Origin of the sequence: Archangium sp., assembly GCF_045802675.1 — a bacterium.
In the GTDB taxonomy this organism is placed as follows: domain Bacteria; phylum Myxococcota; class Myxococcia; order Myxococcales; family Myxococcaceae; genus Archangium.
On record NZ_JBJMQO010000112.1, the window covers coordinates 36,952 to 48,995 of the forward strand.

Genomic DNA, 12,044 nt, shown 5'->3' on the forward strand with positions numbered 1-12,044 from the left:
TTGCTAGCTTGAAGCGGAGAACCTGTGAGGACCGCACATGACCCACGTCGTCGATGACTTCATGACCCGCACCGTGCACACCATCGGCACGCGGAGCCCCCTGAGCGAGGCGCACCGGCTCATGAACGAGCACACCATCCGCCACCTGCCGGTGCTGGAGGGAGGCCGGCTGGTGGGAGTGGTGTCGATGAGAGATCTGCACCTCATCGAGACGCTCAAGGGCGTGGACCCCAAGGAGGTAGCCGTCGAGGAGGCCATGGCGCAGGAGGCGTACGCCGTGCCGCCGGGGACGGAGCTGCTCGAGGTGGTGCGCACGATGGCGATGCACAAGTACGGCTCGGCCGTGGTCGCCCGCAATGGGCGCGTGGAGGGAATCTTCACCACGATCGACGCGCTCAAGGCGCTGGAGTCGCTGCTGTCCTCGCCCGGAGCCAGGGCCGCGCCCGCTCCACGCCGGAAGACCACGCCCCGGCAGCTCGGCAAGAAGGGCGCCGCGAGCAAGACCGCGGCGAGGAAGGGAGGGCGTACCGCGGCGAAGCGCCCGGCCGGAAAGAGCGCGGCGAAGCGGCCGGTGCGCAAGGCGGCACCGGCTCGCAAGCGCGGCGGGCGCTGAGCGAGCCAGCGGAAGCACCCGGGTATCCCGGCCCGGCTCGTGGTAGGCAACGGGGGCAATGGTCTCTGCACAGACAGCGCCCCGAGTCCTCGTCGTCGGCGCGGGCGGAATTGGTGGTGTGCTCCTCTCCCGCCTGTTGGAGGGGGGCCAGAAGGTGGCCGTGGTGGCGCGCCGCGAGGAGATCGCCAGCGTGCTCCGGACACGCGGCCCCATCCTCCGTGACGAGAAGGGCGAGCGCACCGTCCGCGGCGGCCTGGAGGTCTTCGTCCAACCTCCGTCAACGGGCGCCTACGACTTCATCCTGCTCGCCACGCCGCCCAACGGGGTGGAGGCGGCGGCCCGGGACACGGCCCACCTGCTCGCGCCGGAGGGAGCGATGGTGGTGCTCCCGAATGGGCTCTGCGAGGAGCTGGTGGCCCGGGTGGTGGGCGAGGACAAGGTGATTGGCGCCATCGTGGCCTGGGGCGCGTCGTCGCCGGAGACGGGTGTCTACGAGCGGACCGCCCTGGGAGGCATGGTGCTCGGGGTGCTCTCCGGCGAGGAGGACCCGAGGCTGCCCCGGCTGGCGGAGGTGCTGCGCGCGGTGTGCCCGGTGGCCTTCACCGACAACCTGCGCGGCGCGCGCTGGAGCAAGCTGGCGATCAACTGCGCCATCTCCACGTTGGGCACGGTGGGGGGCACCCGGGTGGGGCCGCTGCTGCGGCACGGCTTCGTCCGGAGGCTCGCGATGGAGGTCTTCACCGAGGTGTTCCAGGTGGCCCGCGCCGAGGGCGTGAAGCTGGAGAAGGTGGCCTCCACGGTGGACCTCGCGTGGCTCACATTGAGCGACTCGGAGCAGCGGGCCTGGGGCTCGCCCTCGCTCGTGCTCAAGCATGCGATGATGCTGGCCATTGGGGCGAAGTACCGGCGGATGCGCTCGTCCATGCTGGCGGCCATCGAGCGGGGGCGCGAGCCGCCCGTGGACTTCCTCAACGGTGAGGTGGTCCAGCGCGGGAAGGCGCACGGCATCGCGGTGCCGGTGAACGAGCACCTGCTGCGAGCGGTCCACGCCATGACCCGGCGCGAGCTGACGCCCGGAGTGGAGACGCTCCGCCGCCTCCACGAGCAGACGCGCCCCCAGGGCCGCTGAAGCAAAAGAAAGCCCCGCGTCACCCGAGGGCGCGCGGGGCCTTGCTTCACGCCAGGTCAGCGCCGTTCAGTCGCGCTCCTCGAAGCGCACCTCCTCGTGGACGGGCAGGCCGAGGAAGCGTCCGAAGGCCGTCTCCACGTCACCGCTGGAGAGCTGCGCCGCGGGAGCGACCACGGGCGGAGAGCCAATCTCCGGCAGGCCCTTCGCCTTGAGCGAGGCATTGAGCTCCGGCAGTTGCGCGGTGAGCGAGGCGAAGGCCTTCGTCACGTCCTCCAGCTCGCGCTGGAGCACGCCGATGCGCTCGAGCTGATAGCTCGCCGGGCGGCCCTCGTAGGACAGGATGGCCCCGTAGAGCGAGTCCATGTGCTCGCGCAGGCGCTCCTCGCCGGTGATGGCGCCGCCCTCCTTGGTCGCGACGATCTTCTTGCGCAGCTCGTCGCCACGGGCCTCGACACCCTCCAGCTTCCGGCGGAGCGCGTCCTTCTCCGGGAGCTTCTCCGCGAGCCGCCCGGCGCTCGTGCGCACGAACTGGATGCGCTCGGTGAGGTCCGTCATCTCCCCGAACATCGCGTGCACGCGCATGGCCGCGTCGAACTGGGCCTTGCGATCCTCGAGCGTATACGCCGCGCGGCGATCCAGGCCGATGTCCAACTTCGTCTCGTAGACCTTGTCGCCCTTGGTCAGGCGCACCGTGTACGAGCCCGGGAGCACGCGAGGCCCCTGGGTCGCGTTGTACGCCAGCTGGGCCGCCCTGGGCGAGCGAGGAGGCGCCACCCGCATGGACCAGCTCACGCGGTTGATGCCCCGGCGCTTGCTCGCGGGGATGGTGTCGATGACCTTGCCCTCCGGGTCGAGAATCTCCAGCTTGATGGGCCCGAAGAGGTGGCGCGTCTTCTGGTAGTAGGTGATGACCGCGCCGCCCGGCGGGTTCTCGCCGGAGAAGCTGGCGTCGCCCTCCACCCAGCCGCCCGAGCCCGGCATGCGCTGCTGCACCGGCCTCGCCGATAGGAACGCCGCGTCCTTCTCCAGCAGCCCGTCGGAGAGCTCCCGCAGCGGTGTGAGGTCGTCGATGATCCAGATGCCGCGGCCGTGTGTGGCCAGCACCACGTCGTTCTCGCGGCCGTGCACCACCAGGTCCCTCACCGCGACGCTCGGGAAGTTGCCGCCCTTGAACTCGGCCCAGCGCTTGCCGCCGTCGATGGAGATCCACAGGCCGTACTCGGTGCCGACGAACAACAGGTCCTTCTCGAGCACGTCCTCCTTCACCACGTGGGCGTAGCCGCGCAGCCCCTGCTGCGGGCCGGCGATGCGCGTCCACGTCTTGCCGAAGTCCGTGGTCTTGAACACGTACGGCGCCACGTCCCCGAAGGTGTGCCGGTCGAGCGTCACGTAGGCAGTGCCCTCGTCGAAGCGGCTGGCCTCGACCCAAGACACCCACGAGGCCTTCGGCACGCCCTTGAGGTTGCCCGTCACATTCGTCCACGTCTTGCCGCCGTCGCGGGTGAGCTGGACGTTGCCGTCGTCGGTGCCCACCCAGATGACGCCGCCATTCCGGGGCGACTCGCTGATGGAGTAAATGGTGGTGTGCATCTCCGCGGACGAGTTGTCCACGGTGACTCCGCCGGACTGCTCCTGCTTCTGCTTCTGCGGGTCGTTGGTGGTGAGGTCCGGAGAGATGCGCTCCCAGGACTGGCCGTGGTCGCGCGTGCGGAACAGGAACTGCGCGCCGATGTACAGCGTGCCCTTCTCATTGGGGCTCAGGTGCAGGGGCGTGTTCCAGTTGAAGCGCAGCTTCTCGCCGTAGCCCGCCTTGGGCTGGAGGTCGCGCGAGGCGTGCGTGCGGCGGTTGACGCGCCCCACGTAGCCGCCCTGCGACTCGGCGTAGACGTAGTCCGGGTCCGAGGGGTCCGGGAACACCCAGAAGCCGTCGCCGCCGTACAGGTTCTCCCAGCGGTTGTTGGTGATGCCACCCGGGTACGCCGAGTCACCCACCCACGAGCTGTTGTCCTGCAGGCCGCCGTACACCTGGTACGGGTCCTGGTTGTCCGTGCTCACGTGGTAGAACTGCGAGATGGGCAGGTTGCTGTTCTTCCACCAGCGATTGCCCCCGTCGTAGGACGTCCAGAGTCCGCCGTCGTCGCCGCCGATGAGGTGCTTGGGATTCTGGGGGTTGATCCACAGGTCGTGCCAGTCGCCGTGCGAGCCGCCGCCGCTGCCGCTGAAGCTCCGGCCCCCGTCCTCGGACACGATGAGGCCGAGGTTCATCTTGAACAGGCGGTCCGGGTTCGCCGGATCCACCACGAGGTTGGCGAAGTAGAACGGCCGCCAGACCATCATCTGGCTCTTGTCCCGCTCCTCCCAGCTCTTGCCGCCGTCGTCCGAGACGTAGAGCGCGGAGCCGGTGGACTCGATGAAGGCATACACGCGGTTGGGATTGGACGGAGCGATCTCCACCTCGAGGCGGCCCCAGGGCTGCTTCGGGAGGCCACTCGCGGTGTCACGCGTCAGCGCCGTCCACGTCTTGCCGCCGTCGCTGGTGCGGAACAGGCCGCTGCCGCTCGCCGCGTCGGGGCCCTCGCCGCCCGAGCGGAACGTCCAGCCCTTGCGGCGGAAGTCCCAGAGGCCGGCGAACAGCACGTCCGGATTGCCCGGGTCCATGGTGAGGCCCGAGCAGCCCGTGGACAGGTTCTTGCCCTTGAGCACCAGGGACCAGCTCTTGCCGCCGTCGGCCGTCTTGTAGAGGCCGCGCTCCGCCGAGTCGCTCCACAGCTTGCCCGGCACGCAGACGTAGACCACGTCCGGGTTCTTCGGGTGCACCAGAATCCGGTTGATGCGCTCGGACTCGGGCAGGCCCATGTGCGTCCACGTTTCTCCGCCGTCGGTGGACTTGTAGAGGCCGTTGCCCACCGACACCGAGTTGCGCGTCCACGACTCGCCCGTGCCCACCCACACCACCTCGGGGTTGCTCGGGTCGAGCGTGATGGCGCCGATGGCCTGCACCGGCTGCTTGTCGAAGACGGGCTTGAAGGTGGTGCCGCCGTCGGTGGACTTCCACACGCCGCCGCTCGCCGCGCCGACGTAGACGGTCGTCTTGCCGTCCTCCAGGTGCGCGGCGATCGCCGCCACGCGCCCGCTCATCGCCGCCGAGCCGATGTTGCGCGCGCCCAGGCCGGACACCGTGCCCGAGTCGAAGCGCACCACCGGGGCCGCCGCAGTGGGGCTCGCGGCCGGCGTGCCGGCCAGGGACGTGGTGGCCCATAGGGCCGTGAACAGCATGCTGCGTCGCATGAACGTGCTCTTCTCCTGGCGGCCCATCACTTCACCTCCGCGGCCGTCTTCTCAGTGGGCTTCCCGGGCTTCGCCGGAAGGTGGAACAGCGCCTCGTCGAGCTTCACGTTGGGCTCGGCCGACGAGATGGTGATCTTCTGGTACTTGCGGCCCCCCTTGGGCCCGGTCTCGATGGAGAAGGGCACGTACACGCCGGCCACCTTCTCGTAGTTGCCCAGGTCGATCTCCTGCACGTACTCGACGCCGCGCAGGCGCATCTGGGTCACCACGCGGATCTCCAGGAAGTGGTCCGGATCCAGGTAGATGTATTGGACGTCGCCGTCCCGGGTCGTGACCTTGAGCTTGTGCGCGCCGGTGCCATCCACGTCCTCGGTGCCGAGGTACTCGACCTTGTGGCCCTTGCGCGCGTAGTCGACGAGCGGCCCCTCGAGGTCCGCCTCGCGGGCCAGGGGCTTGGCGTCATCGGCGGAGAGGCGCTCGGGCTCCTTGCGGCCCTGGAAGGGTTGGATCTGCCAGGCCTCCTTGCCGTCATAGGCGGTGACGGCGGTGAGGCCCTGGAGGGAGACCTCGGTGCGGCGCATTCCGCCCTGCCGGGTGAGCGCGGACCAGGCCATCTCCATGGAGAAGCTGTCGCCGGAGATCTGCATCTTCCCGGTGGTGCGCAGCGCCTGGAGCGCCTTGATGTTGGCGAGCCCGCCTCGGGCCTCGAGGTTCTGGGTGATGAGCTCGTCGGCCGTCGTCGCGCTGGCTGTACCCGCGGCGAGCCCGAGCAGGACGGCGATGAGCCTGGAGTGGATGTGCATGGTGTTGGACACGCTACTACGCGATCCAATTCGAGCGCCTCGCGGCAATTGTCAGGGAAAACCCTCGGATTTCCCTCCCTTCGGGAAGAACAGGTATCGACCCATGACCGTCCGGATGCTTCGCCCTCGTAGAGAATCGCACCCGTCACTGTCCGTGCTGCGCCCGGTGCTGATGCTCGCGGCGGCGCTGGCGGCGCCCATGACGCAGGCGGCCACTCCGTCCTCGGGCACCGTCAGCTCGACCTCCTCGTCCATCACCTATTCCGCGGGGCCCTTCCTGGTGCCCAACGCCAGCGCGACCGCGGGCACCCTGAGCTGCAACGCGCTCAGCCCCTGCGACGACTTCAAGCTGAGCGTCTCCGTGCCCGCCGGTTACGAGGCGGACCACACCCTCTCCATCAAGGTGTCCTGGAGCAACACCGCCGCCGACTTCGACCTCTACGTGCTCGATGCGACGGGCGCGGTGCTGTCCACCGCGGCGTCCCAGAGCAACCCGGAGACCGTCCTGCTGCCGGCGCGCGCGGGCAACTACACCCTCCGGGCGGTGCCCTTCCTCCCGCTCGGCAGCAGCCTCAGCGCCACCGCGTCCCTCCAGGCGCTTCCGCCGCCGCCTCCCGTCTCCCAGTTCCCGGCGGCCGCCTACGACACCTTCACCGCCCCCGAGGCGCTCAACCGCCGGGACCAGGCCGGTGAGCCCTCCATCGGCGCCAACTGGAAGACGGGCGTGGCGCTCTACCAGTCCAACCTGTCCACCTACCGGGTGAGCTTCAACGACACCTCCCAGCCCGCCACGGCCACCTGGCTCGAGAAGAGCTCCAGCACCGCGGTGGTGAGCCTCGACCCCATCCTCTTCACCGACTCCGTCACGGGCCGCACCTTCGAGTCGCAGCTCGCCGGCAAGGCCAGCCTCATGTCCTACAGCGACGGCGACGGCGAGTCCTGGCTGCCGAGCATGGGCAGCGGCATCAACTCGGGCGTGGACCATCAGACCGTCGGCGGCGGCCCCTTCTCGAAGAACGGACCGCTCGGCGTCCTGGGCCCCCTCACCTCCTATCCGCACGCCGTCTACTACTGCTCGCAGGACATCGCGGATGCCTCGTGCGCGCTCAGCCGTGACGGCGGCCTCACCTTCGGCGTGGCCGTCCCCATGTACAGCCTGCTGCAGTGCGGCGGCCTGCACGGGCACGTGAAGGTCGCCCCGGACGGCACCGTGTACGTCCCCAACAAGGGCTGCAACGGCCAGCAGGGCGTGGCCGTCTCCACCGACAACGGCCTGACCTGGAGCGTGCGCACCGTCCCCGGCAGCCTCGCGGGCGAGAGCGACCCGTCGGTGGGCATCGGCGCCGATGGCACGGTGTACTTCGGCTACCAGAACGCCAACGGGCACCCCCGCGTGGCCGTGTCCCGCGACCAGGGCCTCACCTGGAGCGATGACCAGGACGTGGGCTACGCGCTCGGCATCCAGAACGTCGTGTTCCCCGCGGTGGTGGCCGGCGACGCGGACCGCGCGGCGTTCGCCTTCATCGGCACGCCCTCGGGCGGCAACTACCAGGACGCCGCCAACTTCCAGGGCGCGTGGCACCTCTACGTCGCCCATACCTACGACGGCGGGAAGACGTGGAAGACCACCGACACCACCCCGAACGACCCCGTCCAGCGCGGCTCCATCTGCACGGGCGGCACCACGTGCGGCAATGACCGCAACCTGCTCGACTTCATGGACATCACCGTGGACCGCGAGGGCCGGGTGCTGGTCGGCTACGCGGATGGCTGCGTCGGCGCGTGCGTGCAGGGCGGCGCGAACTCCTTCAGCCAGGTCGCCACCATCGCCCGTCAGTCGGGCGGCGAGCGCCTGTTCCGCACCCCGCGCCCGGTGCCGTAAGGGCCACACGGCTCGAATCGGGTGGAGGGCGGCACCGCCCCGGGCTCCTCCGGGGCGGTGTCTTTGTTTGAAGCATCACACTCCTTGGGAGGGTTCTCGGATGAAGCGGATGCACCTCGTCCTGCTCGCGCTCGTGTCGGCGGGCTGTGCCAGTCAGCAAGCGAACCGGGGCGCGGAGCCCCCGGCGGCGTCCACCGCCCAGGCCAGCACCGGCACGCTGCCCGGGTGCGCCGGGCCTGGCACACGCATCGAGCGCCCCCCGGACTTCCCGGCGGCCTTTCCGCTGCCCCCCGGCGCGGTGATGACCTCCGAGGAGCGCCGCAGCGGCGGGCGCCTCATCCTGCACACGCTCGCGCCCTCGGACGCGAAGGCCGTGGCCCGCTTCCTCGAGCGCGAGCTGCCCGCCGCGGGCTTCCGCCTCACGGGCGGCGAGTCGGAGCCGGGAGAGGCCGAGGCCCACTACGAGGGCTCGGGCTACGTCGGGCGTTGGAAGGTCCAGGACGTGGATGGATGCCCCGGCGCGGTGTCCCTGGATGTCCTCGTGGCGCCCGCGGGCTCGTGAGCCTGGTGCGGTTCACGTTGTCAGCGGGCCGCGCTTCGTTTCATGCTGCGCCTTCACGGTGCGTCGGGGTGGCGCGAGGGAAAGACAGCGCGCCTGCCCGAGAGGATCGGGACTCAACGTGAATTTCCGGAGGCGTGAACCATGGCGATGAAGAAGGCGGTCAAGAAGGCAGCGCAGAAGGTCAAGGCAGCGGCCAAGAAGGTGGCGACGAAGGTGGCCAAGAAGGTCCCCGCCAGGAAGGCGGCGCGCGCGAAGAAGGCCCTGCCCATTCCCAAGGGCTATCACGTGGTGACGCCGAGCATCGTGGTGCGCGGCGCGGCCGAGGCCATCGAGTTCTACAAGAAGGCCTTCGGCGCCAAGGAGCTCAACCGCATGCCCGGGCCCGACGGCAAGCTGCTGCACGCGGAGATCCGCATCGGCGACTCCATCGTGATGCTCAGCGACGAGTTCCCCCAGATGGGCGCCACCTCGCCGCTGTCCCTCAACGGCCGGGCTTCCAGCCTGATGATCTACACGCGTGACGTGGACGCGCTCTTCAACCAGGCCATCGCCGCCGGCGCCAAGGTGTCCATGCCCCTCTCCGACATGTTCTGGGGCGATCGCTACGGCCGCGTCGCCGACCCGTTCGGCCACGACTGGCAGCTCGCCACCCACAAGGAGGACCTCACCCCGAAGGAGATGGCCAAGCGCGCCCAGGCCGCGATGAGCGCTCCTCCTCCGGGCCAGTCCGCTCCCCAGGATTCCCAGCAGAAGCCGTCGCAGAATCCCCAGCAGAACCCGTAGACAACCCGGGCTCCCCGGGACCCTCACCCGCCCTCTCCCGAGCTGGGAGGGGGTGTGGGCTCAGGGAGGGACTCGATGCAAATACTCGCGCCTGGTCAGGGTCCAGGCGCGCTCGCCCGTGCATCCCATGGAATACTGCGGTCTGGCTCGGGGAACGGCACCTGGACAACCGTCCAATGCTCATGGGCTCGTCGATGCCCGCCCAGCACTTCGTCAGGGCCATCGAAGATGCGAACGCTTCTGATTCTCCTCGTGCTCGCCACGACCGCGGCAGACCCCACCGAGACGCAACGGGAGCAGCCCGAGCTCGGGCCAGAGGGGCTCCCGGTGGACAAGCGCACGGAGGAAGCTCCGGAAACGGCCTCTGGGAATGGGAGCGCACCCCTCGTGGAGCGCATCCAGAAGAGCTACGGCGCCAGCTACGCGGGTCCGGCAGCGGTATCACTGGCTCCCGAAGTGGCGCCTGTTGCGCTCGCCGTGCCCCCCGTCGCCCGAGCGCTCCATGACTGGTACGCCGCGGAGATTCGCAAGGACAACACGGCCCTTGCCAAGAGACTGCGGAAGCTCAAGCCCGGCGCCTACAACGGCTTCCTGACACAGCACAAAACCAGGGCACTGGAGTGCGCCGCCCGGCTGCCCGCGGAGCTCCAACCCAAAATAGACACGTTCCTATCGGCCAGCGAGGCGGAGGCGCAGGATGCCGCCGTCCGCGAACTCCAGAAGGCCACCGAGGGACAACCCCGGGAAGTCCTCGACTGCATGGACGCCGCGCTGGTGAAGCTGGACAGCCGCGGAGTGCTCGTCGGCGGGCTGGTGTGGGGGAAGACCCCCGAGGGAAGCGAGAAGCTCAAGCCGACCCGCTACAGCCCCGGGCGGGTGTTCATCCTGCGGCCCCAGGTGCTCACCGCCTGGCCCGGCCGGGCCGACTCCGCGCTGCGCGTGCTGGACCCACGCCAAGGCCCCTGGACGGTGCTGCTGGCGCACACCTATGAAGAGAAGAGCGGAACCCATCGCCAGAAATGGAAGGGGCTGGAGACCACCCGGGCTGCGGACTATCTCCAGCAGACGAACAACGGACACTTCCTGCTGGTCGATGACGAAGGGGCCGCCCTGGGCTGGCTCGACATGGACCAGGCCGCCTTCTACGAGGAGGAGTGGGCCGCGTCCGCCGACATCTCCAAACCCGTCTTCACCAGCGGCATCGCGGCCTTCGTCCACGGCGTCTGGTGGGATCCGGACGGCTTCACCGAGGCGGGTGGCGCCGGAGGCATGACGACGACCCGCTACCAGAACCCCATCTACGTCATCGACTTCCTTCGTCTGGTCAAGCTGGAGACGAGCCAGCGGGCCGTATCCATCCGCGAGCCCTATCCCGAGTTCTTGCGGATTCGCCAACTCCGCAAGCTTTATCAAGGCAAACCACGCTATTCGAGCGCCCTACGCCCAGAAGAAGAGCTCGGTCTGAGTGCTGAATCCCGGGAGGACAATGGCTTCACCTGGCACCACGACGAAGAGCTTGGCCGCCTCACGGCCCACGAAGGCCGACTCCACTATGAGCTGAAGGCGGCGAACGCCAGGACAACGCTCAAGAAGCTCTACCGGATACGCTGAGTCGTGAGAGCGCCATGGCCGACAGCAACCATCCCTTCATCAACCGAGAAGAGTAGCAACTCGAGCCGTGTCGTCGACCTGTTCGGCCACGACTGGCAGCTCGCCACCCGCAAGGAGGACCACACCCAGAATGAGATGATCAGGCGCGCCGCCGCCGCGATGAGCGCTCCTCCTCCGGCGCAGGAGCCGTCCCAGAATCCCCAAGCAGAACCCGTAGGACCTCTGGCGAGTCCGCGCCCCTCGACCCGCGCCCTCTCCCACGGGCAGGAGGTGTGGGCGCAGACGGCCAGGACGAATCCCGTGCCTGGACAGCCGCCGAATGTGCATGGGAGCATCGATGCGCTGGCAACACTTCGTCAGGGCCATCGAAGATGCGAACGCTTCTGATTCTCCTCGTGCTCGCTACGACCGCGGCAGACCCCACCGAGACGCAACGGGAGCAGCCCGAGCTCGGGCCAGAGGGGCTCCAGGTGGACAAGCGCACGGAGGAAGCTCCGGACGTGGCCTCTGGGAGTGGGAGCGCACCCCTCGTGGAGCGCATCCAGAAGAGCTACAGCGCCAGATACGCGGGTCCGGCAGCGGTATCCCTGGCTCCCGAAGTGGCCCCGGTCGCGCTCGCCGTGCCCACCGTCGCCCAAGCGCTCCATGACTGGTACGCCGCGGAGATTCGCAAAGACAACAAGTCCCTTGCCAAGAGACTGCGGAAGCTCAAGCCCGGCACCTACAACGACTTCCTGGCGCGGCACGAAGCCAGGGCACTGGAGTGCGTCGCCCGGCTGCCCGTGGAGCTCCAACCCAAGGTGGAGGCGTTCCTATCGGCCAGCGAGGCGGAGGCGCAGGATGCCGCCGTCCGCGAACTCCAGAAGGCCACCGAGGGACAACCCCGGGAAGTCCTCGATTGTGTAGACGCCGCGCTGGTGAAGCTGGACAGCCGCGGAGTGCTCGTCGGCGGGCTGGTGTGGGGGAAGACCCCCGAGGGGAGCGAGAAGCTCAAGCCCACCCGCTACAGCCCCGGGCAGGTGTTCATCCTGCGGCCCCAGGTGCTCACCGCCTGGCCCGGCCGGGCCGACTCCTCGCTGCGCGTGCTGGACCCACGGCAGGGCCCTTGGAAGGTGCTGCTGGCGCACACCTATGAGGAGAAGAGCGGAACCCATCGCCAGAAATGGAAGGGGCTGGAGAGCACCCGGGCCGCGGACTACCTCCAGCAGACGAACAACGGACACTTCCTGCTGGTCGATGACGAAGGGGCTGCCCTGGGCTGGCTCGACATGGACCAGGCCGCCTTCTACGAGGAGGAGTGGGCCGCGTCCGCCGACATCTCCAAACCCGTCTTCACCAGCGGCATCGCGGCCTTCGTCCACGGCGTCTGGTGG

General features: G+C 69.1%; 9 protein-coding genes. 7 read left to right on the plus strand and 2 right to left on the minus strand.

Annotated elements, in window-relative coordinates:
* Positions 1 to 37: 37 nt before the first annotated feature.
* Positions 38 to 613, plus strand: a complete 576-nt coding sequence (locus ACJ8AN_RS32040; RefSeq protein ID WP_407759335.1) for a CBS domain-containing protein — start codon at positions 38 to 40, stop codon at positions 611 to 613.
* A 58-nt stretch (positions 614 to 671) separates the two neighbouring features.
* Complete coding sequence (locus tag ACJ8AN_RS32045; protein ID WP_407759336.1) at positions 672 to 1,742, plus strand: ketopantoate reductase family protein; 1,071 nt, start codon at positions 672 to 674, stop codon at positions 1,740 to 1,742.
* Positions 1,743 to 1,808: 66 nt separating this feature from the next.
* Here ACJ8AN_RS32045 and ACJ8AN_RS32050 read toward each other — a convergent pair whose 3' ends face one another.
* A complete protein-coding gene (locus ACJ8AN_RS32050) occupies positions 1,809 to 5,030 on the minus strand; it encodes a VPS10 domain-containing protein (RefSeq protein WP_407759337.1) in 3,222 nt (1,073 codons plus the stop codon).
* A 26-nt stretch (positions 5,031 to 5,056) separates the two neighbouring features.
* Positions 5,057 to 5,845, minus strand: coding sequence for a hypothetical protein (locus ACJ8AN_RS32055; protein ID WP_407759338.1), 789 nt, complete (start codon positions 5,843 to 5,845; stop codon positions 5,057 to 5,059).
* A gap of 103 nt (positions 5,846 to 5,948) precedes the next feature.
* Here ACJ8AN_RS32055 and ACJ8AN_RS32060 point away from each other — a divergent pair, with 103 nt between their 5' ends.
* From ACJ8AN_RS32060 to ACJ8AN_RS32080, 5 genes are all read left to right on the plus strand, one after another.
* A complete protein-coding gene (locus tag ACJ8AN_RS32060; protein WP_407759339.1) occupies positions 5,949 to 7,715 on the plus strand; it encodes a hypothetical protein in 1,767 nt (588 codons plus the stop codon).
* Between the two features lie 100 nt (positions 7,716 to 7,815).
* The gene (locus tag ACJ8AN_RS32065) at positions 7,816 to 8,277 is read left to right on the plus strand and encodes a hypothetical protein (protein ID WP_407759340.1); all 462 of its coding nucleotides are present in this window, start codon (positions 7,816 to 7,818) and stop codon (positions 8,275 to 8,277) included.
* Between the two features lie 141 nt (positions 8,278 to 8,418).
* Entirely contained in the window at positions 8,419 to 9,060 is a 642-nt protein-coding gene (locus ACJ8AN_RS32070; protein ID WP_407759341.1) for a VOC family protein, read from the plus strand.
* A gap of 387 nt (positions 9,061 to 9,447) precedes the next feature.
* Complete coding sequence (locus ACJ8AN_RS32075) at positions 9,448 to 10,671, plus strand: hypothetical protein (RefSeq protein ID WP_407759342.1); 1,224 nt, start codon at positions 9,448 to 9,450, stop codon at positions 10,669 to 10,671.
* 371 nt (positions 10,672 to 11,042) lie between these two features.
* The coding region (locus tag ACJ8AN_RS32080) for a hypothetical protein (protein WP_407759343.1) at positions 11,043 to 12,044 on the plus strand (1,002 nt) is incomplete at its 3' end.

Excerpts from the sequence above, each read along its gene's own strand:
- ACJ8AN_RS32040 (WP_407759335.1), top strand. The coding sequence starts at position 38 with ATGACCCACGTCGTCGATGACTTCATGACCCGCACCGTGCACACCATC.
- ACJ8AN_RS32045 (WP_407759336.1), top strand. The coding sequence starts at position 672 with ATGGTCTCTGCACAGACAGCGCCCCGAGTCCTCGTCGTCGGCGCGGGC.
- ACJ8AN_RS32050 (WP_407759337.1), bottom strand. The coding sequence starts at position 5,030 with ATGCGACGCAGCATGCTGTTCACGGCCCTATGGGCCACCACGTCCCTG.
- ACJ8AN_RS32060 (WP_407759339.1), top strand. The coding sequence starts at position 5,949 with ATGCTTCGCCCTCGTAGAGAATCGCACCCGTCACTGTCCGTGCTGCGC.
- ACJ8AN_RS32065 (WP_407759340.1), top strand. The coding sequence starts at position 7,816 with ATGAAGCGGATGCACCTCGTCCTGCTCGCGCTCGTGTCGGCGGGCTGT.
- ACJ8AN_RS32070 (WP_407759341.1), top strand. The coding sequence starts at position 8,419 with ATGGCGATGAAGAAGGCGGTCAAGAAGGCAGCGCAGAAGGTCAAGGCA.